General features: G+C 74.7%; 23 protein-coding genes. 8 read left to right on the plus strand and 15 right to left on the minus strand.

Annotated elements, in window-relative coordinates:
• Positions 1–119 precede the first annotated feature (119 nt).
• Both ACWEMJ_RS14040 and ACWEMJ_RS14045 read left to right on the plus strand, forming a co-directional pair.
• Positions 120–719 (plus strand): hypothetical protein, encoded by a 600-nt coding sequence (locus ACWEMJ_RS14040; RefSeq protein ID WP_452137270.1) that lies wholly within the window; start codon positions 120–122, stop codon positions 717–719.
• Between the two features lie 148 nt (positions 720–867).
• Entirely contained in the window at positions 868–2,439 is a 1,572-nt protein-coding gene (locus tag ACWEMJ_RS14045) for an MFS transporter (RefSeq protein ID WP_452137271.1), read from the plus strand.
• 65 nt (positions 2,440–2,504) lie between these two features.
• Here ACWEMJ_RS14045 and ACWEMJ_RS14050 read toward each other — a convergent pair whose 3' ends face one another.
• The 7 genes from ACWEMJ_RS14050 to ACWEMJ_RS14080 all read right to left on the minus strand — a co-directional run bounded on the left by ACWEMJ_RS14050 (position 2,505) and on the right by ACWEMJ_RS14080 (position 11,740).
• Positions 2,505–3,221 carry an alpha/beta fold hydrolase gene (locus tag ACWEMJ_RS14050; RefSeq protein WP_452137272.1) on the minus strand — a complete coding sequence of 239 codons (717 nt, stop codon included), beginning with the start codon at positions 3,219–3,221 and terminating at the stop codon, positions 2,505–2,507.
• Positions 3,222–3,411: 190 nt separating this feature from the next.
• Positions 3,412–4,347: a helix-turn-helix domain-containing protein gene (locus ACWEMJ_RS14055; RefSeq protein ID WP_452137273.1), complete on the minus strand. Its 936-nt coding sequence runs from the start codon at positions 4,345–4,347 to the stop codon at positions 3,412–3,414.
• Positions 4,348–4,472: 125 nt separating this feature from the next.
• Positions 4,473–7,157 (minus strand): AAA family ATPase, encoded by a 2,685-nt coding sequence (locus ACWEMJ_RS14060; protein WP_452137274.1) that lies wholly within the window; start codon positions 7,155–7,157, stop codon positions 4,473–4,475.
• 208 nt (positions 7,158–7,365) lie between these two features.
• Positions 7,366–8,034: a YoaK family protein gene (locus ACWEMJ_RS14065; protein WP_452137275.1), complete on the minus strand. Its 669-nt coding sequence runs from the start codon at positions 8,032–8,034 to the stop codon at positions 7,366–7,368.
• A gap of 73 nt (positions 8,035–8,107) precedes the next feature.
• On the minus strand, positions 8,108–9,997 hold the full coding sequence (locus ACWEMJ_RS14070) for an amidohydrolase (protein ID WP_452137276.1): 1,890 nt from the start codon (positions 9,995–9,997) through the stop codon (positions 8,108–8,110).
• A gap of 22 nt (positions 9,998–10,019) precedes the next feature.
• Complete coding sequence (locus ACWEMJ_RS14075; RefSeq protein ID WP_452137277.1) at positions 10,020–10,631, minus strand: CE1759 family FMN reductase; 612 nt, start codon at positions 10,629–10,631, stop codon at positions 10,020–10,022.
• Positions 10,628–11,740 (minus strand): LLM class flavin-dependent oxidoreductase, encoded by a 1,113-nt coding sequence (locus ACWEMJ_RS14080; protein WP_452137278.1) that lies wholly within the window; start codon positions 11,738–11,740, stop codon positions 10,628–10,630. The genes ACWEMJ_RS14075 and ACWEMJ_RS14080 overlap by 4 nt, the downstream gene beginning before the upstream one ends.
• Before the next feature lie 291 nt (positions 11,741–12,031).
• Between ACWEMJ_RS14080 and ACWEMJ_RS14085 the strand changes: the two genes are divergently transcribed.
• From ACWEMJ_RS14085 to ACWEMJ_RS14095, 3 genes are all read left to right on the plus strand, one after another.
• Complete coding sequence (locus tag ACWEMJ_RS14085) at positions 12,032–12,694, plus strand: hydrolase (protein ID WP_452137279.1); 663 nt, start codon at positions 12,032–12,034, stop codon at positions 12,692–12,694.
• A 5-nt stretch (positions 12,695–12,699) separates the two neighbouring features.
• Positions 12,700–13,182: a DoxX family protein gene (locus ACWEMJ_RS14090; protein ID WP_452137280.1), complete on the plus strand. Its 483-nt coding sequence runs from the start codon at positions 12,700–12,702 to the stop codon at positions 13,180–13,182.
• 90 nt (positions 13,183–13,272) lie between these two features.
• Positions 13,273–13,980, plus strand: coding sequence for a GPR1/FUN34/YaaH family transporter (locus ACWEMJ_RS14095; protein WP_452137281.1), 708 nt, complete (start codon positions 13,273–13,275; stop codon positions 13,978–13,980).
• Between the two features lie 58 nt (positions 13,981–14,038).
• On the opposite strand, the gene ACWEMJ_RS14100 is transcribed toward ACWEMJ_RS14095, so the two are convergent.
• Positions 14,039–14,587, minus strand: coding sequence for a Dps family protein (locus tag ACWEMJ_RS14100; RefSeq protein WP_452137282.1), 549 nt, complete (start codon positions 14,585–14,587; stop codon positions 14,039–14,041).
• Between the two features lie 224 nt (positions 14,588–14,811).
• On the opposite strand from ACWEMJ_RS14100, the gene ACWEMJ_RS14105 reads away from it, so the two are divergent.
• Positions 14,812–15,648: an alpha/beta fold hydrolase gene (locus tag ACWEMJ_RS14105; RefSeq protein WP_452137283.1), complete on the plus strand. Its 837-nt coding sequence runs from the start codon at positions 14,812–14,814 to the stop codon at positions 15,646–15,648.
• A gap of 73 nt (positions 15,649–15,721) precedes the next feature.
• Here the strand turns inward: ACWEMJ_RS14105 and ACWEMJ_RS14110 are convergent, their stop codons facing one another.
• From ACWEMJ_RS14110 to ACWEMJ_RS14120, 3 genes are all read right to left on the minus strand, one after another.
• Positions 15,722–16,423: an alpha/beta fold hydrolase gene (locus ACWEMJ_RS14110; RefSeq protein WP_452137284.1), complete on the minus strand. Its 702-nt coding sequence runs from the start codon at positions 16,421–16,423 to the stop codon at positions 15,722–15,724.
• A gap of 59 nt (positions 16,424–16,482) precedes the next feature.
• A complete protein-coding gene (locus tag ACWEMJ_RS14115) occupies positions 16,483–17,322 on the minus strand; it encodes a helix-turn-helix domain-containing protein (protein ID WP_452137285.1) in 840 nt (279 codons plus the stop codon).
• A gap of 443 nt (positions 17,323–17,765) precedes the next feature.
• Positions 17,766–19,007 carry a PucR family transcriptional regulator gene (locus ACWEMJ_RS14120; protein ID WP_452137286.1) on the minus strand — a complete coding sequence of 414 codons (1,242 nt, stop codon included), beginning with the start codon at positions 19,005–19,007 and terminating at the stop codon, positions 17,766–17,768.
• Positions 19,008–19,438: 431 nt separating this feature from the next.
• Between ACWEMJ_RS14120 and ACWEMJ_RS14125 the strand changes: the two genes are divergently transcribed.
• Positions 19,439–19,888 (plus strand): SsgA family sporulation/cell division regulator, encoded by a 450-nt coding sequence (locus ACWEMJ_RS14125; RefSeq protein ID WP_452137287.1) that lies wholly within the window; start codon positions 19,439–19,441, stop codon positions 19,886–19,888.
• Positions 19,889–19,892: 4 nt separating this feature from the next.
• Here the strand turns inward: ACWEMJ_RS14125 and ACWEMJ_RS14130 are convergent, their stop codons facing one another.
• From ACWEMJ_RS14130 to ACWEMJ_RS14145, 4 genes are all read right to left on the minus strand, one after another.
• Positions 19,893–20,855, minus strand: a complete 963-nt coding sequence (locus ACWEMJ_RS14130; RefSeq protein WP_452137288.1) for an AraC-like ligand-binding domain-containing protein — start codon at positions 20,853–20,855, stop codon at positions 19,893–19,895.
• A 154-nt stretch (positions 20,856–21,009) separates the two neighbouring features.
• The gene (locus ACWEMJ_RS14135) at positions 21,010–22,149 is read right to left on the minus strand and encodes a DUF3103 family protein (RefSeq protein ID WP_452137289.1); all 1,140 of its coding nucleotides are present in this window, start codon (positions 22,147–22,149) and stop codon (positions 21,010–21,012) included.
• Positions 22,150–22,374: 225 nt separating this feature from the next.
• Positions 22,375–23,037 carry a DUF4232 domain-containing protein gene (locus ACWEMJ_RS14140; RefSeq protein ID WP_452137290.1) on the minus strand — a complete coding sequence of 221 codons (663 nt, stop codon included), beginning with the start codon at positions 23,035–23,037 and terminating at the stop codon, positions 22,375–22,377.
• A gap of 243 nt (positions 23,038–23,280) precedes the next feature.
• Positions 23,281–23,571 (minus strand): FCD domain-containing protein, encoded by a 291-nt coding sequence (locus ACWEMJ_RS14145; protein WP_452137291.1) that lies wholly within the window; start codon positions 23,569–23,571, stop codon positions 23,281–23,283.
• On the opposite strand from ACWEMJ_RS14145, the gene ACWEMJ_RS14150 reads away from it, so the two are divergent.
• The gene (locus ACWEMJ_RS14150; RefSeq protein ID WP_452137336.1) at positions 23,536–24,048 is read left to right on the plus strand and encodes an amino acid permease; all 513 of its coding nucleotides are present in this window, start codon (positions 23,536–23,538) and stop codon (positions 24,046–24,048) included. The two genes, ACWEMJ_RS14145 and ACWEMJ_RS14150, sit on opposite strands and share 36 nt — an antisense overlap.
• The last annotated feature ends 18 nt before the right edge of the window (positions 24,049–24,066 follow it).

Genomic DNA, 24,066 nt, shown 5'->3' on the forward strand with positions numbered 1-24,066 from the left:
GCCCGCCCCGGAGCGGGCGGCGGACCGGGCGCACCTGGTGCGCCCCCGTTGCGCCCTTGATCCCGGCGGCCGGCTGCCGGACCGTCGAAGACTTCAACGGCAGTTCGACGGGGGGACCGATGGGGGCACCGAACGCGGCGAGCACGTGGGCCGAGAGCGTCTTCGGCACGCTGGCCGGCCGGATGACCGCGACCGTGCCCGCCTGCATCCTGCGCGCCCACGAGCGGGCCCGCGGCGGCCACGAGGGCGTCCACACGCAGACCCACGAGGCCTACGGGCACGGCCTGTACGCCGCGCAGTACGAGGAGCTCGCGGCCGGCCTGGCCGACCTGCCCGGCGCCGAGACCGTCCGGCTCCAGGCCCGCACCGTGGTGGTGGTCGCCGGCCACGTCGTCTACCCGATCCGGTACGCGAAGCGCGACGTCCCCGTCACCGCGGCCCGCCTGCGCCGCGCCACCGGCCTCCGCGCCGAGCTGATCCGCCGCCACGGCCCCGAACCCCGCCAGGTCGCGCTGGACCTGGGCATCGACCTCCCCGAACCGGACGAGCCGCACCTCGACCTGCTGCGCCTCGCCCCGGACACCGCGCTGGTCCTGGTCGCCTACGCCTGTTCGCTCGCCGCGGGCGTGGTCCGCCTCGAATGGGGCTCCGCCGAACTCCGCACCGAGGACCGTGCCCTGATCTGGCACCACCACGAGCCCCTGCCGCTCCCCCGCTGACCTCCCGCCGGCGCCGGCGGTACGCACCCGTGCCGTCTCGGGCCACCGGTCGGGCGCGGAGCGCACAGGCGGGGGTGCGGGGGCGGGCTAGCGTCGGCGGCTCGGCCGGCCGGCGGCGGAGAGAGTGGAGGCGGCGATGAGGCGCAGCATGACGGGGTCCGCGTGGGCGCCGCTCGGGGAGCGGGTGTTCCGGGCGCTGTGGGTGGCGCAGTTCGTGTCGAACGTGGGCGGCTGGATGCAGACCGTCGGCGCGCAGTGGGTGCTGGTCGGGCACGGGGCGGGCCTGGTGTCGCTGGTGCAGGTCGCATCGGGGCTGCCGGTGCTGCTGCTGGCGCTGCCGGCGGGCGCGCTCGCCGACCTGGTGGACCGCCGGCGGCTGCTGGTGGTGATGCAGGCGGCGATGGCGGCGGTCGCCGCCGTCCTCGCGGCGCTGGCCCTGCTGGGGGTGCTCGGGCCGTGGCTGTTGCTGCTGCTGACGTTCGCGCTGGGCTGTCTGACGGCGCTGAACGGCCCGGCCTGGCAGGCGTTGCAGCCCAGCCTGGTACCGCGCGAGCAGTTGCGGCAGGCGTCCGCGCTGGGCGCGGTGAACATGAACGTGGCCCGCGCGGTCGGCCCCGCGCTGGGCGGCCTGCTGGTCGCGGCGGCGGGCGTGGGCTGGACGTTCGCCCTGAACGCGCTGTCGTTCGTGGCGATCCTGCTGGTGCTGCTGCGCCGTTTCCCGGTGGAGCCGGCCCGGCCGGAGCGGGAGCGCGAGCAGGTGCTGGCGGCGCTGCGGGCCGGTGGCCGGTACGTGCGCAGCGCGCCGGGGGTGCGGCGGATCCTGCTGCGCTGCGCGCTGTTCGTGCCGGGTGCGGCGGCGCTGTGGGCGCTGCTGCCGGTGGTGGCGGTGCAGCGGCTGGGCCTGGGTTCGTCGGGGTACGGGCTGCTGCTGGCGGCGGTCGGGGCGGGCGCGGTCGCGGGGGCGGGGGCGCTGCCCCGGCTGAGTGCCCGGCTGCGCGGCAACGGTGTGCTCGCGCTGGCGGGGGCGTTGACGGCGGGTGCGCTGCTGGCCGTGGCGCTGGCCGGCAGCGCGTGGGTGGCGGGGGTGGCCCTGGTGTTCGCGGGCGCGGCCTGGATCTGGGGCCTGTCGACGCTGAACGCCGCGCTCCAGTTGGAGCTGCCGAACTGGGTGCGGGCCCGCGCGGTCGCCTTCTACCTGCTGGTGTTCCAGGGCGGCAACGCGCTCGGCGCCCTGGTGTGGGGCCAACTGGCCCAGTACGCGGGGCTGGTGGCGGCGCTGGCGGTCCCCGCCGGGCTGCTGCTGCTCGGTGTGCTGTCGCTGCGCCGGCTGCCGCTGCTGGACGGCGAGGTGGATCCGTCGCTGTCGGACAGCTGGCCGGAGCCGCGGCTGACGGTGGAGCCGGCGGCGGGCGACGGGCCGGTGCTGGTGACCGTCGAGTACCGGGTGGCGGACGGCGACGCGGCGGCGTTCGTGCGGGCGATGGACGAGGTGGAGGCGTCCCGGCGGCGCACCGGCGCGGTCAGTTGGGGCCTGTACCGGGACGCGGGCCGGCCCGAGCGGTTCGTCGAGGTGTTCACGGTGTCGTCCTGGGCGGAGCACCTGGCGCAGCACCACGAGCGCTGGACCGGCGTCGACCACGCCTTCGAGCGCACCGCGCGGGCGCTGATCGACGGCGAGCCGGTGGTGACGCACGCGGTGACGGCCCGAGTCACGGGATGACGCTCCGGGCCGCGCGGTGACGGCCCGGGCCGCGGGGTGACGGTCCCCGCGGCCCGGAGTCCGGTTCAGCCCGTGACGGAGCGGACGGCCTCGCGGATCACCGCGGCGACCTCGGCGGGCCGCGCCAGCATCACCAGGTGCGAGCTGCCGAGCTCGACGGTGGTCGCCCCGGCGCGCCGGTAGCCGAAGCGCTGGACGTCGGGGTTGAGGGTGCGGTCGTCGGCGGCGACGACGCCCCAGGACGGCTTGGTCCGCCACGCGGCGTTCGGCGCGGCCTCGCCGAACGCGGCGGCGGCCAGCGGCCGCTGGGTGACGGCGAGGACCCGGGCGAGCGCCGGGTCCACGTCGGCGGCGAAGACCTCCGGCAGGCGGTCGGCCCGCACCGAGACGTCGGTGCCCTCGCCGCCGCCGTCCAGCGGGAACGGGGTGTACACCAGCGCGTCGGCCAGCTCGGAGGCGGGGAAGCGGCCCTGCAGCTCGCCGAGGCTCTCGCCCTCCTCCAGCGCGTAGCCCGCCAGGTACACCAGCGCCGCGACGTTCTCCTCCGCCCCGGCGACGGTGATCACCGCGCCGCCGTAGGAGTGGCCGACCAGCACCACCGGCCCGGGGATCTGCCGGACCACGGAGGCGAGGTAGGCGGCGTCGCCGGTCAGGCTGCGGTTGGGCACGGCGGGGGCGACGACCTTCAGGCCGGCGTCGAGCAGTTCGGGGATCAGGCGGCCGAAGCTGGAGGCGTCCGCGAAGGCGCCGTGCACCAGCACGACGGTGGGCGTGTCGGTCATGTTCAACTCCCTTGAAGGGTACGGGTGTTCAGCCCTCAGGTTAGGAACTCCGACCCGCCCCTCCTGTGCGTGCAGCGCACACCTTCCGTCCGCTCCGCGCACCTCCCGCCCGCCCGACCGCCCGACCGCCCGACCGCCCGCCCGACCGAGCGACCGCCCGACCGCCCGACCGCCCGGAGTTGATGCCGGGTCAGCCCGCCGCGCGCTGCGCCCGCCAGGCGCTCGGCGGGACGCCGTAGGCCGTCCGGAAGGCCCGGCTGAAGTGGGCCGGGCTGAGGAAGCCCCAGCGTTGGGCGACGGCGGCCACCGGGGCGCCGCCGGGGCCGGGGCGGGCGAGCTCGTGGGCGGCGGCGTCGAGGCGGCTGCGCAGGATCAGCCGGGCGACGGTGGTCTCCTCGCCCTCGAACAGGCGGTGCAGGTAGCGCAGCGAGATGTGGTGGGCGCGGGCGATGCTCTCCGGGGAGAGGCCGGGGTCGCCGAGGTTGCGTTCGATGTGGTCGCGGATCCGGCGCACCAGCCGGCCGTTGGCGCCGCGGTCGTCGTCGGAGGCGCGGGTCGCGGACAGTTGGGCGACCATGGTGCCGACCAGGTCGGCGACGCTGCCGGCCAGGCGGTCGGCGATCGGGGTGGCGTAGCTGGGCGCGGAGTCGGCGAGGGTGCGCAGGAACGGCAGCAGCACCGAGCCGAACCCGTCGGCGGCCGTCACGGGGGTGCCGGTGACCTGCGCGAGTTCGTTCTCGGGGACGGCGAGCAGGCGGCGCGGCAGGTGGAACAGGTGCGCGCGGGACGGCTTCGGGTACTCGATGACGTAGGCCCGCGCGGTGTCGTACAGGACGAACTCGCCCTCGCCGAGCAGCGTCTGCCGGCCGTCCTGGGTGATCATGCACTCGCCGGCGAGTTGCAGGCCGATGCCGACCATCGGCTCCTGCCGGGCCCAGGCGTAGCGGCCGGCCAGGCGCGGCGGCAGGGCCACGGCGGTCTCCAGGGTGGCGACCCGCATGCAGCCGAGGCGGGACAGCGTCGCCTTCTCGCCGGGCGAGGCGCCGGCCAGCGCCGGGTCCGTCGCGGCGGGCGGCCACGGCCAGGTCGCGCCCGGCACGCACCCGTGCGCCATCCACACACTCATCCGACTGCCTTCCACCGAGTTCCTGCTGCGAGCCTGCGCCGCGAGCCGGGCGGCGGGTTAGGTCATTTGACTGACCGATCGCTCCGGTGGGCTGTGAGACTCGCCACGGGGCGAGGTCGGGCCGGTCACCGCTGGTCGAGCGCGTGGGCCAGGGCGGCCCGCGAGGTGATGCCGAGCTTCGGGAACACCTTGTACAGGTGCGCCCCGACGGTGCGCGGCGACAGGGTGAGCCGGCGGCCGATCTCCTTGTTGGTGAGGCCGGTCGCGGCGAGGCGGGCGATCCGCAGTTCCTGTCCGGTCAGTTCGGTCGGGTCGCCGGACGGCCCGCCGGTGGGCGCCGCGTCGCCGGCGGCCCGCAGTTCCTCCGCGCACCAGTTCGCCCAGGGCGTCGCCCGGAGCCGCTCGAAGTCGCGGTGGGCGGCGCGCAGTGCCGTGCGGGCGCCGGGCCGGTGGCGGCGGCGCAGCCAGCAGCCGTGGGCGAGCCGCAGCCGGGCCAGGTCGAACGTCCACTGGTCGGCGCCGGGGACGGCGAACGCCGCCCGGTAGGCGTCCTCGGCGTGCTCGTCGTCGGCGGCCAGCGCGCCGGCGGCGGCGACCAGGAAGGCGTGCCGGTCGGAGATGCTCGCGGAGCCGGCCGCGCGGGCCGCTTCGACGTGCGCCCGGGCCTCGGCGCGGCGGCCGGTGAGCACGGCGGCGGCGGCCAGGTCGAAGACCAGCGCGTGCCGCCAGGGCGGTCCGCCGACGCCCTGCCCGGGCGGGGCGAGTTCGCGCAGGTGGGCGTGGGCCTCGTCGTGGCGGCGGTGGGCGAACGCGACCAGCGCCCGCAGGTGGGTGAGGCGGTCCAGGACGTACCGCATCCGGGCGCGGACGGCGGTCGGGCGGATCGCGTCGTCGATCGCGCTCAGGCCGGCCTCGTCGCCGCGGCCGGCCAGGAAGTGCGCGTGCGCCTGGCGGAAGATCAACGCGTTGGTGTGGTAGCCGAGTTCGTCGGCGAGCTCGGCCTCGCGCAGGCACAGCGGCGCCTGGTCCCAGCGGCCGAGCAGGAAGTCCTGGTGGGCCTTGGCCTTGGCGATCGAGCCGTGGGTGGCGTAGCCGTGCTGCCCGGCGAAGCGCTGCCACACCTCGTCCTCGGCGGAGTCGAGCGCGGCGGCGGTCCACAGCAGCAGCCAGGCGACGCCGGCCTCCTGCTCGACGGGCAGGTCGCGGGCGAGGGCGAGCAGCGCGTCGGCGGTGCCGGGGCCCGGGTCGCGCCACGCCTTGAGGCAGAGCCGTCCGGCCTCGGAGACCTGCTCGCGGTGGCGTTCCAGCGCCTGCCAGGCCCACGGGTCGTCGGTGTAGGCGGCGGCCAGCAGCAGCTTGAACCAGGCCTGTTCGAGCACCCCGCCGAAGGTGTCGGCGCCGGGCGCGGTCAGGGTGTCGAGGGCGGCGGGCAGCAGCGCGGCGGAGGACCCGAAGTCGACGTGGTGGCTCTGGTCGGCGTACACCACGGCGTAGGCGAGCAGCGGGGCGATGTCCTCGGGCACCGCGCAGGCCGTCAACTCCCGTACCAGCGCGGCGGTGTGACGCAGCTGTCCGCCGCGCGCGGCCATCACGGCGGCCCAGCTGAGGCGGCGGGCCCGGTCGTCGGGGACGGTGCTGAGCACGGCGGCGCGTTCCAGCAGCAGCGCGCCCTCGGCGTCGCCGCCGCGCGCGGCGAGGTCGCGGCCGGCGTCCTCCAGGCGGTGCGCGAGGGCGTCGTCGGGGAGCAGCGCGGCGGCGGCCTCGTGGACGAGCCGGCGCGGGTTGTCGGGGGCGAGGACCTCGGCGAGGTCGCGGTGGGCCTGGCGGAGGTCGGCGGCGGAGGCGGCGGCGACCACGGCGGTGCGGGCCAGCGGGTGGCGGAACACCAGCCGGCCGGTGCCGTCGAGCCGGGCGATGCCGTCCGCGTCCAGCCGGGACAGCGCCTCGGCGAACGCCTCCCCGGCGGGCAGCCGGTCGGCCGGGCCGGTGGCGAGGGCCGCGCGCAGCAGCAACCGGGCCGCGCCGGGCGGCAGGTGGCCGATCCGCTCGGCGAAGATCCGCTCCAACTTGCGTCCGAGCGGCAGCAGTTCGGGCAGCGGGGCGACGCCGCGCTGCTGGGCGGCGGCCAGTTGGCGGGGCAGTTCGACCAGGGCGAGCGGGTTGCCGGCGGCCTCGGCGAGCACCCGGTCGCGGGTGGTGGCGGCGAGCTCCGGGCAGCAGCTGTCCAGCAGCGCGGCGGCGTCGGCGGCGGGCAGCGCGCCGACGTCCACCGCCTCGGCGGACCAGATCTGCGCGGAGCGGCCGCCGGGCCGGGCGGCGACCACGAACACCACGGGCAGCCGGGTGGAGCGGCGGTGCAGGAACGCGAAGACGGTGGCGCTGGAGGAGTCCAGCCAGTGCAGGTCGTCGAGGATCAGCAGCACGGGCGCGCTGCGGGCGGCCTCGTCCAGCAGGGCCAGCGCGGCCGCCCCGACGGCGAACCCGCTGGGGGTGCCGGAGCGCACGCCGAACGCGGCCTCCAGCGCCTCGCGCTGGTGGTCGCTCAGCGCGGCGGACTGCTGGAGCAGCGACCAGAACACCTGGTGCAGCGCCCCGAACGCGTAGTCGGTCTCGGCCTCCGCCCCGACGGCCCGCAGCACGGTGAAGCCGCGGTCGCGCGCCGTGCGCTCGACCCACCCCAGCAGGGTGCTCTTGCCGACGCCGGCCTCGCCGCGCAGCAGCACGGTGGAGCCGCTGCCGTCGTCCTCGGCCTGGACCAGTGCCGCCGTCAGCAGCTCGGTCTCCCGCTGCCGCCCGACCAGGCCAGTCACCCGCCCGCCGTCCACCGTTCCTCGTTCCCCGGGATGTCCCTCGGACCCCGGCCCGTCCGGCAGTCCCGGGGCCCCAGGTTAACTCCCACCCGCCCGAACCGAACGCCCTCCCCCTGACCTGCGGCGATCCCGGCACTCAGGGACGCGACGGCAGCACGCTCGGTGGCGCCCGGCAGGGACGACAGCACGCTCGGTGGCGCCCGCCGGGTCAGTCGCGGTAGAGCAGTGCGGTGGCGCCCGCCAGGGCCGCGCCCGCGAGCAGGGCCCAGGCGAGTTGGCCGTGCAGGACGAGGACGGCGCCCGGGATCGCGCCGGCGAGCATGGTGGTGACGGAGAGGATGCGGCGGCGCTGGCGGGGTGCGGTGCCGCCGGCCAGCCGGGAGTCGGCGGCGAGGCCGGTCAGGGTGAGGGTGAGGACGGTGGTGGTGAGGTCGGGCACGGCGAGGGCGCGCACGGTGCCGTTGCGGATGCCCATGGCGACCGCGCCGAGCGTGATGACCGCGTACCGGGCGGCGGAGCCTTCGACGCTCCAGGCGAACGCCACCGCGGCGGCGGCGCCGTGCAGCGCGACCTCCAGCGCGAGCGCCGCGCGCAGCCGGCCGGTCGCCCGGCCGACGGTGAACCGGCCGGCCAGCACCGCGCCGAGCAGGAACGCCAGCAGCGAGGTCACCGAGGCGGCGACGGAGAACCCGGGCGCCCCGGCCAGCGCGAACGCGATGACGACCACGTTGCCGGTCATGTTGGCGGTGAAGACGTGGCCGAGGCCGAGGTAGCTGACGGCGTCGATGAGTCCGCTGGCCATGGTGAGCCCGAACAGGGCCAGCGCCAGCGGGTGACGGTCGGTGATCTGCGGCCCGGCCGGGGCGGGGGTGGACATGGCGGCGTCTCCTCGAACTCGAAAGAGCGGGGCACCGCCGGCGTACGGCGGCGGTGCCCCTCGGCGAATGGCGTCAGAAGAAGCAGGGGTCCTGCGGCAGCCCCTGGCCGGGGACGGCGGCGGCGCTGCCCCGGGTGAGGCGCCAGGCGTACTGCTCCTCGGAGGCGGCGGCGGCCTCCCGCACCAGGTCGGCCTGCCGGGCGCCGGCCAGGCCGGGCGCGGGGCTGGCCTGGTAGCCGCCGAAGTGGGCGACGGGGCTCCAGTCGGGGCTGATCGCGGGCAGGTCGGCGACCAGGCCCTCGTGTTCCGCGACGGCGTGCACGATCTTGCCGCCGACCACGGTGAGGACGGACTCGATGTGCGCGATGTCGGCCTCCTCCACCGTGAAGTAGTCGGCGCTGAGCACCGCCAGGTCGGCGTAACTGCCCACGGTGAGGCGGCCCTTGACGTCCTGCTCGCCGGTGAGGCGGGCGCCGCCGAGGGTGAACAGCTCCAGCGCCCGGGCGCGGTCGAGCCGGTTGTGCTCGGCGGCCAGCCGGCGGCCGGAGACGGCGCGGCCGGAGACCAGCCAGTGCAGTGCGACCCACGGGTTGTAGGAGGACACCCGGGTGGCGTCGGTGCCGCCGGCCACGGTCAGGCCGCGGTCGAGCATGGCGCGCAGCGGCGGGGCCTCGGCCGCGGCGGCGGCGCCGTAGCGGTTGACGAAGGCCTCGCCCTGGAAGGAGAGGCGGTTCTGCACGGAGACCGCGCCGCCGAGCGCGGCGATCCGGTCGAGGCTGTCGCCGCTGACCGTCTCGGCGTGGTCGAACAGCCAGCGGTTGCCGGCCGGGAAGAGTCCTTCGGCGGCGAGCTTCTCGAAGACGGCGAGGTCGCGGCGGATCGTCTCGTCGTAGGTGGCGTGCAGTCGGAAGCCCCAGCCGTTCTCCATCAGCATCCGGACGGCCTTCTCGAACTCGCTCTCGTACGCGCCGAGTTGGGGTCGCGGTTCGGTGAAGTTCTCGAAGTCGGCGGCGGCCCAGGTGAGGTTCTCGCCGGCGCCGTTGAGGCGCAGCCACGCGTCGCCGTCGCCGGGGCGGACGGTGTCGATCCAGCGCTTGAGGTCGTCGAGTTCCTGCCCGGCGGTCTGCGGGAACAGGTGGTAGGCGATGCGCAGGGTGAGCTCGCCGCGGCGGGCGAGTTCCATGACGGTGCCGTAGTTCTCGGGGAAGCTCTGGAAGCCGCCGGCGGCGTCGATGGCGGAGGTCAGGCCGAAGCGGTTGAGTTCGCGCAGGAAGTGCCGGGTGGAGTCGACCTTGTCGGCCTCGTCCAGCATCGGGGCCTTGGCGAGGGTGGAGTAGAGCAGCAGCGCGCCGGGCGCGGCGATCAGCAGGCCGGTGGGCTCGCCGTCGTGGCCGCGGACGATCTGGCCGCCGGCCGGGTCGGGGGTGTCGCGGGTGAAGCCGGCGGCGCGCAGCGCGGCCTTGTTGAGCAGCGCCGACTGGTAGAGGTGCAGCACGAAGACGGGGGTGTCGGGCGCGGCGGCGTTCAGTTCGGCCAGGGTGGGCAGGCGGCGCTCGGCGAACTGGTCGGCGGACCAGCCGCCGACCACCCGCACCCACTGGCCGGCGGGGGTGCGCTCGGCCTGTTCGCGCAGCATGGCGAGGGCCTGGCGCAGCGAGCGGACGCCGTCCCAGCGCAGTTCCATGACGTAGTTCAGGCCGCCGCGGATGACGTGCAGGTGGGCGTCGTTGAGGCCGGGGACGACGCGGCGGCCGAGCGCGTCGACGACCCGGGTGTGCGGGCCGACCAGCGGGACGATGTCGGCGTCCTCGCCGACGGCGCGGATCACGCCGTCGCTGATCGCGAGTGCGGTGGCCTGCGGGCGGCGCGGGTCGTTGGTGAACACCTTGGCGTTGCGGACGACCAGGTCGGCGGGCTGTTCGGGGGTGCCGGGGCGGACCCCGGCGACGGGCATGGTGGACATGGGAGTCCCCTTCGGGCGTGGGTCAGTGGAAGCCGAGGACGGGTGCGGTGGGCTGCCGGGTGTCGCCGGCCGGGCGCACCCCGCCGGCGGTCAGCAGCGCGGCGAGCTCCCGGCCGGCCCGTTCGATCCGGGTGGGCAGGGTGTCGGTGTGCGAGTCGCCGGTGCCGCCCCAGTCCTCGGAGGCGGCGAACACGGCGGTCGGGGCGACCAGGGCGCGCTGGTAGGCGAACAGCGGGCGCAGCGCGTGGTCGAGGGCCAGCGAGTGCCGGGCGGTGCCGCCGGTGGCGCCGATCAGCACGGGCTTTCCGGCGAGCGCGCCGGGGTCGAGCAGGTCGAAGAACGACTTGAACAGGCCGCTGAACGAGGCGGAGAAGATCGGCGAGACGGCGATCAGCGCGTCGGCGGTGCTGACCTGCTCCAGGGCGGCGCCGAGCCCGGCGGACGGCCAGCCGGTCACCAGGTGGTTGGCGATCGGCCCGGCCAGCGGGCGCAACTCGTGGAGCTGGACGGTGACTTCGCGTCCGGCCTCGGCGAGTGCGGCGGTGGTGGCCTCGGTCAGGCGGTCGGCGAGCAGCCGGGTGGAGGACGGGACGGAGAGTCCGCCGGAGACCACGGCGAGGGTCAGCGCCCTCACTTGGCGGCCTCCTGGCCGGCGGCCTTCGGCGAGGCGTCCTGGGCGGCCTTCAGCGCGGCGTGGGTGGGCGGCGCGTCCGGCACCCCGGCGGGGCGCCGCTTGGCGAACTCCTCGCGCAGCACGGGGACGACCTCCTCGCCGAGGATGTCGAGCTGTTCCAGCACGGTCTTCAGCGGCAGGCCCGCGTGGTCCATCAGGAACAGCTGGCGCTGGTAGTCGCCGACCACGTCGCGGAAGCCGAGGGTGCGCTCGATGACCTCCTGCGGGCTGCCGACGGTCAGCGGGGTGGCCTCGGTGAAGTCCTCCAGCGAGGGGCCGTGGCCGTAGACCGGCGCGTTGTCGAAGTAGGGGCGGAACTCGCGCACCGCGTCCTGGGAGTTCTTGCGCATGAACACCTGGCCGCCGAGGCCGACGATGGCCTGCTCGGGGGCGCCGTGGCCGTAGTGCGCGTACCGGGTGCGGTACAGCTCGACCATCCGGCGGGTGTGCTCCTGCGGCCAGAAGATGTTGTTGTGGAAGAAGCCGTCGCCCCAGTACGCGGCCTGCTCGGCGATCTCGGGGCTGCGGATCGAGCCGTGCCAGACGAACGGCGGGGTGTCGTCGAGCGGGCGCGGGGTGGCGGTGAAGCCCTGCAGCGGGGTGCGGAAGCGGCCCTCCCAGTCGACCACGTCCTCGCGCCAGAGTCGGCGCAGCAGCGCGTAGTTCTCGATGGCGAGCGCGATGCCCTGGCGGATGTCCTTGCCGAACCACGGGTAGACCGGGCCGGTGTTGCCGCGGCCCATCATCACGTCCACCCGGCCGTCCGCGACGTGCTGGAGCATCGCGTAGTCCTCGGCGATCTTCACCGGGTCGCTGGTGGTGATCAGCGTGGTCGCGGTGGACAGCACGATCCGCTCGGTGCGGGCCGCGATCCAGCCGAGCATGGTGGTCGGCGAGGACGGCACGAACGGCGGGTTGTGGTGCTCGCCGGTGGCGAACACGTCGAGGCCGACCTCCTCGGCCTTGAGCGCGATCCGCAGGATCGCCTTGATCCGCTCCCCCTCGGTGGGCGCGCGCCCGGTGGTCGGATCGACCGTCACGTCGCCGACGCTGAATATCCCGAACTGCACGGGGTGCCGCCTTTCCACTGACTGTGCACGACCCGATCGGGCCGCCCGTCGACCGTAGGCGTGCGGCGGGCCCGCGAAGGCCTTCGCAGCGCATGGCCAATTGCCTTGGAGTGCACAGCAATTGCCGAGGTGGTCCGGTGTGCGTTGTGGGAACAGCACCGGGCGCGCAGCGGGCAGAAGCGGGCCGGAATCCGGGCTTAGCGTGGTGGTCGTCGGCACCGCGGCACTCGCCGCCGAATCGCCTGACACCCCCTCAATTTCCTTTTGCCCTCCCAGAGAGAAGGGACCGTCATGGTCGACTTCGCGAATGTCAAGGCTGCCCCCAGCCCGGACCTGCTCACCCCCGAGAACTCGATGATGCTGTTCGTCGACCACCAGCCGCAGATGTTCTTCGGCACCGGTTCCGGCGACCGCACCTCGATCATCAACTCGACGGTGGGCCTGGCGAAGGCCGCGAAGATCTTCGACGTGCCGGTGGTCCTGTCGACCGTCGCCGCCGCGTCCTTCTCGGGCCCGATCCTGCCGCAGCTCCAGGCGGTCTTCCCCGACCACGAGATCATCGACCGCACCACGATGAACGCGTGGGAGGACGCGGCGCTGGTCGAGGCCGTCAAGGCCACCGGCCGCAAGAAGATCATCCTGTCGGGCCTGTGGACCGAGGTCTGCCTGGTCCTGCCGGCGCTGTCCGCGCTGGACCAGGGCTACGAGGTGTACGTCGTGGCGGACGCCTCCGGCGGCGTCAGCCCGCTGGCGCACGAGCACGCCCTGCAGCGGATGACCGCCGCCGGCGCCGTGCCCGTCACCTGGGTGCAGGTCCTGCTGGAGCTCCAGCGCGACTGGGCCCGCTCGGAGACCTACGTCGCCGTCACCGACCTGGTCAAGGAGCACGGCGGCACCTACGGCCTGGGCGTCTTCTACGCCCAGTCGATGATCGACCCGCACGCCGCGGGCTGACCGCGATGAACACCGGTCTTCTCCTGCTCCGCCTGGTCGTCGGCCTGCTGATCGCCGGGCACGGCGTTCAGAAGGTCAGCTACCACCTGGGCGGCAGCGGGCTGGCAGGCGGCACCGCCGAATTCCGGGGTGATGGCTTCCGGGGCGGGATGCTCACCGCCCTGGCGGCCGGCGGTACTCAGATCGGCGCCGGGCTGATGCTCGCCGCCGGCCTGCTCACCCCGCTGGCGGGCGCGGGCGTCATGGGCGTCATGACCGTCGCCCTGACGGTCAAATGGCCGCACGGCCTGTGGGTCCAGCACGACGGGTACGAGTTCCCGCTCGTTCTGATCGTCACCGCCGCCGCGCTCACCGCCACCGGCCCCGGCCAGTGGTCCGTGGACGGCGCGCTGGGACTGGCCGACTGGCCCCTGTGGTGCCTCGCGCCGGCGCTGGTCGCCGGTGTCGGTGGCGGTCTGGCCACCCGGTTCGCCCTTCACCGCAAGTAAGGGCGGCAACAGCAGGGCTCGGGCCCCTGGAGCGAGCGATCGCCCAGGGGCCCGAGCCCTTTTCCCCACACCCCCGAAGGAATCGGAAGCATGACGGCAGCGACTCTCGAAGAACCCAAGGTGCAGAACACCCCGACCACTCCCGGTCTGCACACCATGACCCGGATCAGCCTGCGGCCGATCGCCTCCCCGATGCCGCTCGGCTTCTTCGCCGTGGCGATCTCCTCGGCGGTCACCGCCAGCCTCCAGCTGGGCCTGATCGACCACGCGTTCCGGCAGGCGGTGTCGCTCACCGTGTTCTCCGCCTTCGTGCTCCAACTGCTGGTCGGCATCCTGGCGTTCGGCGCCCGGGACGTGGTCGCGGCGACCCTGATGGCGGGCTTCGCCGGGGCCTGGCTGTCGTTCGGCCTGGTCACCGCCACGGACGCGCCCGGCGGCGCCCGGGTGCTGGGCGTGCTGAACCTGACGTTCACCGTCTTCGCCGCCCTGATGGCCTCGGTGGCCCGGCCGAAGAAGGCCCTGTGGCTGGTCCTGCTGGTCGCCACCCCGCGCTACCTGGTGGCGGGCCTGGCCGGCGTCACCGGCGTCGAGTGGCTGGGCCGCGCCGGCGGCGCGCTCGGCCTGCTGCTCGCCCTGGTCGCGGCGTACGCGGCGTACGCCCTGATGGTGGAGGAGCTGCGCGGCCGCGACGTGCTGCCGATCGGCCGCAGCGGCCCCGCCGAGCACGCCATGCACGCCCAACTCGCCGAGCAGTTCGGCGCGTTGGAGCACCAGGCGGGCATCCGCCGGACGCTCTGAGCGGACGACAACGCAAAGAGGGCCGTCCCCCGACGGCCCTCTTCTTCGTGCCCGCGGCCTACAGCTCCGGGGTGTCCACCAGGTGCTCGGCGAGGAACCACACCTGCGTCTCGCCGCCGCGGATCACCTGCGACACCAGCAGGTCCTGGGTGCCGTCGTCGCCGAGCTCCGCGGTGCGGGCGGCGGCGTCCCGGGCGTCGGTGAGGATGCGCTCGTGCGCGTCCAGCAGCCGCGACAGCATGGAGCGCACGTCGTCGATGCCGTCCGGCGGGCGCGGCACGCCGGTGATCTCGGCCGCGTGCCGCAGGTCGCCGACCGCGACGCCGCCGAGCATCTGCACCCGCTCGGCGAGCGCGTCGACCAGCTCCAGCTGCTCCTGGGCGTGCTTGTCGAACAGCAGGTGCAGCTGGTACGCCGTCGGGCCGCGCATGCCCCAGTGGTACTTCTTGTACAGGCCGTACAGGAACTGGGTGTCGGCGAGCACCCGGTTGAGGCGCTGCGTCGAGTACAGGCGGGCGTCGTGCGACAGCGCGATCGGCAGCTGCGTGACGGTGCCGAACTCCTGGACGGCGGGCCCGCGCTGGTGCAGGCGAGGCTGGCTGGACATGGTGCTCCTAGCGGTATGGATCAAGGCCGGACCAGCGTAGGAGCGCCGCCGCCCGCCGGCTGTTCCGTCCGCGCACCGCCCGCGGCCGCTGCGCGCACAGCAGTTGACGCCGCATCACGGCGCTCTGGGACGAGCAGGTGTTCTCTCCGGGACGATCCGCCCGGCCCCGCCGCTCGTAGCGTGGAACCCGTCCGCAGCACCCACCCCGAACGAAAGCAAGTGCCATGCCGTACATCACCGTTGGCCAGGAGAACACCACCTCCATCGACGTCTACTACGAGGACCACGGCACCGGTCAGCCGGTCGTCCTGATCCACGGGTTCCCGCTGAACGGCCACTCCTGGGAGCTCCAGGCCGCCGCGCTGCTCGACGCCGGCTACCGCGTCATCACCTACGACCGCCGCGGCTTCGGCCAGTCCTCGCAGCCGACCACCGGCTACGACTACGACACCTTCGCGGCCGACCTGAACACCGTCATGGAGACCCTCGACCTGCGCGACGCCGTGCTGGTCGGCTTCTCCATGGGCACCGGCGAGGTCGCCCGCTACGTGTCGACCTACGGTTCGGCCCGGGTCGCCAAGGTCGCCTTCCTGGCCTCGCTGGAGCCGTACCTGCTGAAGACCGAGGACAACCCGGAGGGCGTCGCCCCGAAGGAGTTCTTCGACGGTGTCGTGGCCGCCGTGAAGGCCGACCGCTACGCCTACTACACCGAGTTCTTCGAGAACTTCTACAACCTCGACGAGAACCTCGGCTCCCGGATCAGCGAGGAGGCCGTCCGCAACAGCTGGAACGTCGCGGCCGGCGGCGGCTCGTACGCGGCCTCGGCCGCGCCGTCCACCTGGTACACCGACTTCCGCGCCGACCTGCCGAAGATCGACGTCCCGGCGCTGATCCTGCACGGCACCGGCGACCGCATCCTGCCGATCGAGGGCACCGCCCGCCCGTTCCACCGCGCGGTGCCGACCGCCGACTACGTGGAGATCGAGGGCGCGCCGCACGGCCTGCTGTGGACCCACGCGGCGGAGGTCAACTCCGCGCTGCTGGCCTTCCTCGCCAAGTAGCCCCACCGTGACACCCGCGCCCGGCGTCCCGCTCCTCGCGGGGCGCCGGGCGCGAACCGTTGCCGACGCATCGTCAACTCCCGTGCGCCGCATCGTGGATGAGATCGGCGACGGCGCTCGGACGGGAGACGATCACGGCGTGCGAGGCCTCCGCCAGCTCCGTCACCCGCGCACCGGCCCGCCGCGCGGTGAACCGCTGGACCTCCGGCGGCAGCGCCCGGTCCGCGCCCGTCACCAGCGCCCAACTGGGCTTGTCGTGCCAGGCGGCGGCGGTCGGCACATCGCTGAACACCCGCTCGGCGACCGGCCGTTGGAGCACCGCGAGGACCTGCGCGAGCTCCGCGTCGAGGTCGGCGGCGACCAGCGGGCGGAAGCACTCGGCGGGCACCATGAACTCCTCCCCCGTGCCGACGGCGGTGCGCAGCTGCCGGGCCCGCCCCTCGCCCGGGGCGAGGCGGGCGACCAGGCCGTCGTAGCTCTCCCCCACGTCGGGCAGGTACGCGGCGACGTAGACCAGCGCGGCCACGTTGTCGGCGCCGCCGGCCTCGGTGATCACCGCCCCGCCGTAGGCGTGGCCGACCAGCACCACGGGGCCGTCGATGGCGGCCAGCAGCGCGGTCAGGTAGGCGGCGTCGTGGGCGAGTCCGCGCAGCGGGTTGGCGGCGGCGAGCACGCTCAGGCCGCGGCGGTGGAGTTCGGCGACGACGCCGGCCCAGGTGGTGGCGTCGGAACAGCCGTCGTGGACGAGCACGACGGTGGGCCGGGTGGCGGACATGGCGGCCTTTCGAAAGCGGCCGCCGGCCGGGTGCGTCCCCGGCCGGCGGCGGGAGGGGATCAGGCGGGGTGGCGGCCGTCGGCCCGGGCGGCGGCGTAGGCCTGCCACTGCCGGGGGGAGACGCCGTAGGTCTCGCGGAAGGCGCGGCTGAAGTGCGAGTGGCTGACGAAGCCCCAGCGGTGCGCGATCGCGGAGACGCTGCTCTGCCGGCGCGCGGGGCGTTCCAGTTCGCGCCGGCAGGCGTCCAGGCGCCGCTGCCGCACCCACTGGCCGACGGTGGTGCCGTCCTGCTGGAACAGCTTGTGCAGGTAGCGCACCGATATGTGCTGCGAGCGGGCGATCGACTCCGGCGACAGGTCCGGGTCGGTCAGGTTCTCCTCGATGTGCTCGCGCAGCCGGGCGAGCATCTCGCCCGCGCCGGTGGGGTGTTCGGGGGCCTCCTGCTCCAGCAGTTCGGTGACCAGGATGGCGACGATGTCGCAGACGCTGCGCGCCAGGTGGTTGCCGGGCCGCGCCCGGTGCGCCCGGGACTGGCCCGCCAGGGTGCGCAGGAACTGCGAGGCGAGCGCGCCGACGCCCTGGTCGCCGCGGGCCGCCAGCGCGCCGGTGCGCCGCACGTCGGCGCGCCGCACGCCCAGGTAGAAGCAGGGGACGCGGAAGCGCAGCATCCGGCACTCGGCGTCGCTCAGCAGGCCCGCCGGGTACGGGGTGGCGCCGATCAGCAGGTCGCCGGGGGCGAGCACGGTGCTGGTCGCGCCGCGGCGCACCGAGGCCGTGCCACGCACGTGCAGGGCCACGTACAGGCAGTCGTCGGGAACGCTGCCGGGCGGCGGGGCGAGGACGTCGATGACGCCGTCGAACAGGGACTGGTCGAGCGGCGAGCAGTCCTTTTCGGGCATGGGTGAGGGACCCGACTGGATCACGGGAGTCTCCGACCGGTTGAGGTTGTGCGAATGCTGGGCAGGAGCGCCGGGCCGACGGCCGGTGCGGGGTGCGGCGGCCGGCGGGGGCTCAGGAGAGGGGCGCGGCCACGACGGCGCCGGGCCCGTCGGGTCTCTCCGGGCGGCGGAGGGCCGGTGCGGCGGCCCGCCCCCCAGGGGCCGCTCCGTCCTGCGTGATCACTTCGTGCATGGTGCTGTGTCCGGTCCGTTCGGGGTCGACTGCGGTTACGGGGATGTCCGGGTCCGGCGTGCTGGGGCCGGGGGGACGAGCGGCAGCTCGCGAGGTCGATTCTCGCCGGGCCCGCAAGCCGTTGGCCACCGACCGGCGTAGGGATTGCCCGGCGGAGCTTTCTCCGTCTGTAGCAGCGCCGCGTCCTCGCTCTGTAGGAAAGGCGGCGGGCTCAGCCCCGGTCCGCCTCCTGGAGCAGGTCCAGCACCCGCAGGCCGGTGTGCAGCACCAGGCGGTGCGCGCCGTCGTCGAGGTCGAGGCCGGTGATCTCCTGGATCTGCCGCAGCCGGTAGTACAGCGAGGTGCGGTGGACCTCCAGGATCTCCGCCGTCCGGGGCACCGAGCCGGCGTTCTCCAGGAAGCAGCGCAGCGTCTCCTCCAGCTTGCCGTTCGCCCCGCCGTCCAGCAGCCGGCGCAGCGGCTTCGGCAGCAGCGAGCTGTTCAGCGCGCTGTCGGGCAGTTGCAGCAGGACGGCGTACTCGCCGAGCCCCTCCCAGTCCGCGATGCCCTCCAGCCGGGGCAGCCGGCGGGCCGCGCGCAGCGCCACCCCGGCCTGGTCGTGGGAGATCCACGCCTCGGACAGCCGGGGGCGGCGGCCGCCCACGCCGATCAGCGTGACGGTGTCCGGGTCGAGGAAGGTCCGCAGCGAGCGGGCCACGCTGCGGCACTGGAGCTCCAGCTCCTCCTCGGCCGGCTCGCGTTCGAAGACCTGCACCAGCACCGCCCGTTCCTGCTCGACGCGGAGCAGCCCCAGGGCGGCCCTGGTCTGCCGGAACGGGTCGAGGGCGGCGCGCAGCGCCACCTCCGCCCGGCCGGGCTCGTCCCGGTGCCCGGCGACGGCGACCCTGGTCACCACCGCGTGCGGGCCCTCCGGGAGCAGGCCGTCGTCGACCAGCCGCCGGTGCGCCGAGCAGCGCAGCGTCGAGTCGGAGCCGACCAGTTGGGCCACCAGCCGGCGGCCGTCCTCCTCGTCGAGGTCCGCGGCGAGGCGCTGCGCGTACATCTCGACGGCCAGCGCGCGGGCGGCCCGGTCGATGGCCGCGAGCTGCTCGGGCGTCAGCTCCCGGTCGGTGACCAGGACCATCAGGATGCCCAGCAGGTGGCCGCGCTCCCGGACGGGCACGCAGTAGCGCGGGCGCATCCCCAGGTCGTCCCGGGCGGGCAGGATGCCCGGCCGGGTCCACCGGGCGACGCCCTGCGCGAGCGCGTACCGGATGGGCTCGTCGTCCGCGATGCCCTGCAGCAGTGTGCGCACGCGCACGGTGTCCTCGTCGCCGAAGTGCCGGCTGGTGCAGATCATCCGCACCAGCGGGTCGTCCAGGACGACGGACCGGCCCAGTTCCTCGGCCAGTCCGTCCACCAGGGCCTGGAGCGCCTCGCCGCCAGGACGAGCACGCTGGATCAACCTCGTCATGTTCAAGCCTCCCGCCGCATTCATACAAGAGGCGAAACGCCATGGCCAAACGTTCGACAGACCGCGAAAACCGGCCCCGCGCCGGGCTCTCGCGAGGCTTCTCCCGACGCTCCAACTCCCTTGCTCCGCAGGTGAGTTGCCCCGGTTCGACACCCCCCTTCCGGAGGTCCTCCGGCCGCTCGCACGCGCGAGGGCCCCCGCGAACGGTGCACGGATCGTCACGTCGCCGTGCAGCGCGGGAACATCCTCCCCGTGCACCGTCGCATAGCCTGCTGGGAGGTTCCGCCTCCCCCCTGACCGCCGGCAGCTCCCAGGGCCGGGGCGAGAGCACCGCACCACCGTCGGCGCCCCACGCCGCAGCCCGGCACTCCACCGCCGACCGGCCCCGCCCCGCGCGCCGGGCCCGTTCCACACCGATCCAGGAGAACCGCATGCCCGCCCCCCAGCCGCTGTCCGACCCGCAGCCGGAGGCCACCAGCACCGACCTCGCACTCGACGCCCGCATCGTGCTCGGCGAGCAGCAGTTCGTCGACATCCCCGTCCGCCTGCGCTACTGCGAGGACGATCCGTACGCCGTCGCCCTGGAGTTCCTCGGCCAGGCCGCCGAGGCGGGCGTCTGGCAGTTCTCCCGCGACCTGCTCTGGGACGGCCTCCAGCAGCCGGCCGGCCTCGGCGACGTCCGCATCTGGCCGCCCTGCTCCTGCCACGGCCGCACCTCGCTGCGGATCATGCTGCAGGGCGAGGACGGCAGCGTGCTGCTCGACCTGCCGGCCCGGCAGATCCGCCGCTGGCTGCGCCGCGACGCCTTCGCCCTCGTCCCGCCGGGCACCGAGAGCACCCTGATCGACTGGGACGCCGAACTGCACAGCCTCACCGGCTGACCCGCTACGACCGCTCCGCGGCCCGGCCGAGCAGCTGCCACTCGCGCGGCGTCATCCCGTACGCCTCCCGGAACGCCCGGCTGAAGTGGCTGGAGTTGACGAAGCCCCAGCGCCGGGCGACCCCGGCCACCCCGAGCTGCTCGGTGGTCGGGCGCCGCAGGTCCCGGCCGCACCGCTCCAGGCGTCGGGAGCGGATCCACGCCCCGACGGTGGTCCCCTCCTGCTGGAACAGCTTGTGCAGGAACCGCACCGAGACGTGGTTCGCCGCCGCGATGGCGGACGGCGTCAGGCCCGGGTCGCGCAGGTTGCGCAGGATGTGGTCCTTGATCCGCTCCAGCGAGGCGGCGCTGTGCGCGGGCTGCGGCCGCGCCCGCCCGCAGCGGTCGTCGATCAGCAGCGCCAGCAGGTCGAGCGCGGTCGCCGCGGCCCGCCGCCCGACCGCCTCGTCCAGCCCCGGCGCCTCCCGGGCCATCCCCGCCAGGTACGTCGCCACCAGCGCCGCGCTGCCCTCGCCGGGCCCGAACGCGGTGGCGGTCAGCTCCCGCAAGTCCCGTTCCTCGACGTCCAGTTCGGCGCGCGGGAAGGAGAAGGAGGTGAAGGTGAACTCCTCGCCGATGCGCTTGCGGAACGTCCGCGAGGCGTCGGTGATGGAGAACTCCCCGGGGCGGATCAGCGACTCCCGGCCGTCCTGCTCCTTGATCGCGGTGCCGCGCTGCTGCAGCGTCAGGATCAGCGAGTCGGCTTCCTGCCGGGCGATCAGCCGCCTGCTGCGGGTCACCATCTGCGGCCCGGCCTGCACCCGCAGGATCCGCACCGGCCCGAGCCGGTGGTCCAGGATCGTCCCCGCCGACGGCTCGTCCTCCAGGAACTCCACCGCCATCGGCACGAAGGCGGTGGACACCGACTCGCGCCAGCTCTCCGCACGGTCGGCGGCGGACAGCGGCTCGGCGGAGCGCTCGGCGGGCACGTTCTTTCCCCTCGGATCGGGCCGGCCCGTCGGGAGCCGGCGTCGGATCACACTATCTCCGCCCGCTCCGCCCCCGACCGGGGTGCCCGATCGCGCCGGAGCGCCGGCGGGAGGGGTAACTCCCGCCGGCGCCCGGCTCATTCCCGCCGGCCCGTCAGAGTGCGGACACCCAGTACCGGTCGAACGTCATCTTGCCGTTGCCCGAAGCACCCGTGCGGGTGCCGGTCGTGGTGGTGGCCAGGGTGTACCAGGAGTCGACGTAGTCCGGGTCGTCGGTCCACCAGGAGGCCGGCATCGCGTCGATGATCGCGTTCACCAGCGGGATGTACGCGCCCTGGTCGGTGATGGTCAGCAGCACCGCCGCCAGCGCCTTGGCCAGCGAGGAGTAGTTGGTGTTGCCGTCGTCCTCCATCATCACGACGTCGGCCAGGTTGTACTTGTACAGCGACCAGTTCACCAGGATCTGGTTCGGGTAGTACGTCTTGTTCTCGTCGTCCAGGTACGGCATGGTCACGGTGTCGACCCGCACCTTGCCGTCCAGGCCGAAGCCGGTGACCAGGTCGAAGATCTCGGCGTCGCCCTTGAACCACGGCTCCTTGACGTCGCCGACCGAGACGGCGGTGACCCGGCTGGTCCAGAAGCCGGTGGCCGCCGCCGCGCTGTTCACCGGGGCGGTGGTCGGGGCCTGCAGGCCGGCGGCGGCGAGCTCCTGCTGCACCACCTTCATGCCGGCCTCGGTGGCCTTGTCGGTGTCCACGTCCACCAGGATCACCGGGCGGTCGGGGGCGTGGTCGGCGGCCAGCCGGTACGCCTTGCCGGCGCTGTCGTAGGCGACCACCACGGTGGCGTCGTCGTCCGACGGCGAGGACGCCACCAGCGGCTCGACGCCGTCGACGGCCGCGCCCACCAGCCGGACCTGCAGCAGCGGACCGACGTCCGTGCCGAGGCCCTTGGCGTCCGCGACCTTCCGGTCCGCCGTGGCGACGCTCGCGCCGAGCCCGTGCGCGCCCGAGGTCGTCGACCCGGCGGTCAGCCCGCGCAGCCCGACCGCCTTGCCCTGGGCCAGCGCCCCGGAGACCTGGCGCTGCCAGGCCTTGTCACCGAACGAGAGAGCGAGGGAGCGCGCGGCGCCGTCCTCGATGGAGTCCACGGCCGAGACGTGCGCGCTGCCGTGCTGGGCAGCGGGGACGGGCGCCGCGGACGCGAAGCCCTGAGCGGTGGTCACGGCCAGACCGGTCAGCGTCAGACCGGTCACCACCGTGCGCAGCCGCCGTGCGGAGTGCAGGGAGAACAAGGGGGAGCCTCCACCTGTCGTGGCCGCCCGGCCCTTCCGGGCAGGCCATGGACGCCGGGCCCGGGGCCGGGCGCGGCGTGATGGTTCCTGGAGCGGACCTATGGTGGGGCATAAGACGTCTACGCGAATAGACCCTGGGCAACCGTCCAGTACGGTCGGTCACGAATCGTCCCGAATGTCTGGCCGAACCACGTCAAAAAACACCGCACCCCGGCCCCGGGCCGCTCAGCCCTGGCCCGCGCTGCCCACCGGGCCGATCTTCACCGGGGAGCCGCCGCCCTCCGTGACGGGCAGCGAGGCGGCGCCCGGCCACGGGAGGGTGACCGGCTGGGTCTCGTCCGGCGGGGTCACCACCAGGCCGGTGATGCGGACGCCGGAGCCGCCCGAGTCGTTGGCCGGGTAGCTGATGCCGAACCAGGTCGACCTGCCGGCCGCCACCGTGCCCGTCACCACCGGCTCGCCGGAGCGCTGCGCGGACAGCGTGCCCGCCGAGGTCTTCAGGTCGACGCCCGCGTAGCCGGCCAGCGTGCAGTCCTTGCCGCTGTGGTTCTTCAGCTCGACCACGACGGTGTTCGCGCCGTCGCCGCCGATCGTCCGGTCCGCGGCCGTGATGGTCAGGTCCGCCGTCCGGCACTTGGCGGTCTTCCCGGAGGCGGCGCCGGCCCCGGTCGAGGCGGTGGCGGACGGCGTGCCGCCCTTGACCGGAGCGGCCGAGGCGCCGGTGGACGCGGCCGGGGCCGAGGCGCCGGTGGACGCGGCCGGGGCCGAGGCGCCGGTGGTCGCGGCCGGGGCGCCCTGCGCGGTGCTGGTCTCCCCCTCCTGGCAGGCGGTGAGCGAGAGGGCGGCGGCGACGGCCAGGACGGCGAAGGCGGACTTGCGGACGCGCACGGTGTTTCTCCTCCGGACGGGGGCGGGAGCGTATCTCCACCCACCGGGACCGCCCGCCCGCCCCGACCGTTCCGCCCCGACCGTCCCCGGCACAGTGCTGTGACACACCCGGCCCCGCGGGCACCCCCCGCCCAGGGCCCCCGACCTGCCCGAACCCCGCCGCACCGCCCGCCCGCACCCCGCCGGCGCCGCCACCGGCCACCGGTACGGACCCGTGACCCGGACGGCCTTGACCGGGCGGTGTCAGGGGGCGGTCGGCTCCTGGACGAACGGCAGGCACAGGTCGGCGGTGGCCTCCGCGTGGACGGTGAACTGCGCGCGGGCCAGGGCCGGGTCGCGGGCCTCGATCGCGGCGGCCAGGGCGCGGTGGCGCTGGTCGGGGGTGCTGCGGGCCTCGGAGCCGCCGGGATGCCCGGCCAGCAGCCGGGTCAGTTCGTGCTGGATGCCCTGCTCGGCCTCCAACAGCCGCCGGGAGCCGGAGAGTTCGGCGATGTGCAGGTGCAGTCCGGCGTCGGCGGTGCGGTACGCCTCCACTCGCAGGTCTACGCCAGCTCCCGGATGCTGTTCGCGCTGGCCCGCGACAAGGACGCGCCCGCGCTGTTCGCCCGCGTCTCCCGGCGCGGCGCCCCGCACACGGCGATCCTGTTCACCTCCGCGCTGGCCGCCCTGTGCCTGGTGCTCCAGGTGCTCCACCCGACGGACGCCTTCCTGCGGCTGGTCAGCATCACCGGCGACACCGTCTACGTCACCTGGATCGGCATCGCCGCCTCCCACCTGGTGCTCGGCCGCCAGGACCGCGCCGACGGCCGCCGACCCGCCGAGGGCACCGCCGTCTGGCTGTTCCCCTGGCTCACCTGGGCGACCCTGATCGTCCTGCTCGGCCTGTACGCCGTGATGATCGTCCTCGCCGAATCGCGCGTCGACGCCCTGCTGGCCCTGGCCCTCACCGCGGCCGTCTGCCTCGCCGGGCTGTGGCTCCAGCGCAGGCAGCAAGCAGCGCCCTCCGCCTGACACCCGGGCGAAGGAGGA

The organism is Kitasatospora sp. NPDC004531, assembly GCF_053602195.1.

Excerpts from the sequence above, each read along its gene's own strand:
- ACWEMJ_RS14120 (WP_452137286.1), bottom strand. The coding sequence starts at position 19,007 with ATGACGAGGTTGATCCAGCGTGCTCGTCCTGGCGGCGAGGCGCTCCAG.
- ACWEMJ_RS14085 (WP_452137279.1), top strand. The coding sequence starts at position 12,032 with ATGGTCGACTTCGCGAATGTCAAGGCTGCCCCCAGCCCGGACCTGCTC.
- ACWEMJ_RS14090 (WP_452137280.1), top strand. The coding sequence starts at position 12,700 with ATGAACACCGGTCTTCTCCTGCTCCGCCTGGTCGTCGGCCTGCTGATC.
- ACWEMJ_RS14065 (WP_452137275.1), bottom strand. The coding sequence starts at position 8,034 with ATGTCCACCCCCGCCCCGGCCGGGCCGCAGATCACCGACCGTCACCCG.
- ACWEMJ_RS14115 (WP_452137285.1), bottom strand. The coding sequence starts at position 17,322 with ATGCCCGAAAAGGACTGCTCGCCGCTCGACCAGTCCCTGTTCGACGGC.
- ACWEMJ_RS14070 (WP_452137276.1), bottom strand. The coding sequence starts at position 9,997 with ATGTCCACCATGCCCGTCGCCGGGGTCCGCCCCGGCACCCCCGAACAG.
- ACWEMJ_RS14055 (WP_452137273.1), bottom strand. The coding sequence starts at position 4,347 with ATGAGTGTGTGGATGGCGCACGGGTGCGTGCCGGGCGCGACCTGGCCG.
- ACWEMJ_RS14100 (WP_452137282.1), bottom strand. The coding sequence starts at position 14,587 with ATGTCCAGCCAGCCTCGCCTGCACCAGCGCGGGCCCGCCGTCCAGGAG.
- ACWEMJ_RS14110 (WP_452137284.1), bottom strand. The coding sequence starts at position 16,423 with ATGTCCGCCACCCGGCCCACCGTCGTGCTCGTCCACGACGGCTGTTCC.
- ACWEMJ_RS14095 (WP_452137281.1), top strand. The coding sequence starts at position 13,273 with ATGACGGCAGCGACTCTCGAAGAACCCAAGGTGCAGAACACCCCGACC.
- ACWEMJ_RS14105 (WP_452137283.1), top strand. The coding sequence starts at position 14,812 with ATGCCGTACATCACCGTTGGCCAGGAGAACACCACCTCCATCGACGTC.
- ACWEMJ_RS14125 (WP_452137287.1), top strand. The coding sequence starts at position 19,439 with ATGCCCGCCCCCCAGCCGCTGTCCGACCCGCAGCCGGAGGCCACCAGC.
- ACWEMJ_RS14040 (WP_452137270.1), top strand. The coding sequence starts at position 120 with ATGGGGGCACCGAACGCGGCGAGCACGTGGGCCGAGAGCGTCTTCGGC.
- ACWEMJ_RS14050 (WP_452137272.1), bottom strand. The coding sequence starts at position 3,221 with ATGACCGACACGCCCACCGTCGTGCTGGTGCACGGCGCCTTCGCGGAC.
- ACWEMJ_RS14045 (WP_452137271.1), top strand. The coding sequence starts at position 868 with ATGACGGGGTCCGCGTGGGCGCCGCTCGGGGAGCGGGTGTTCCGGGCG.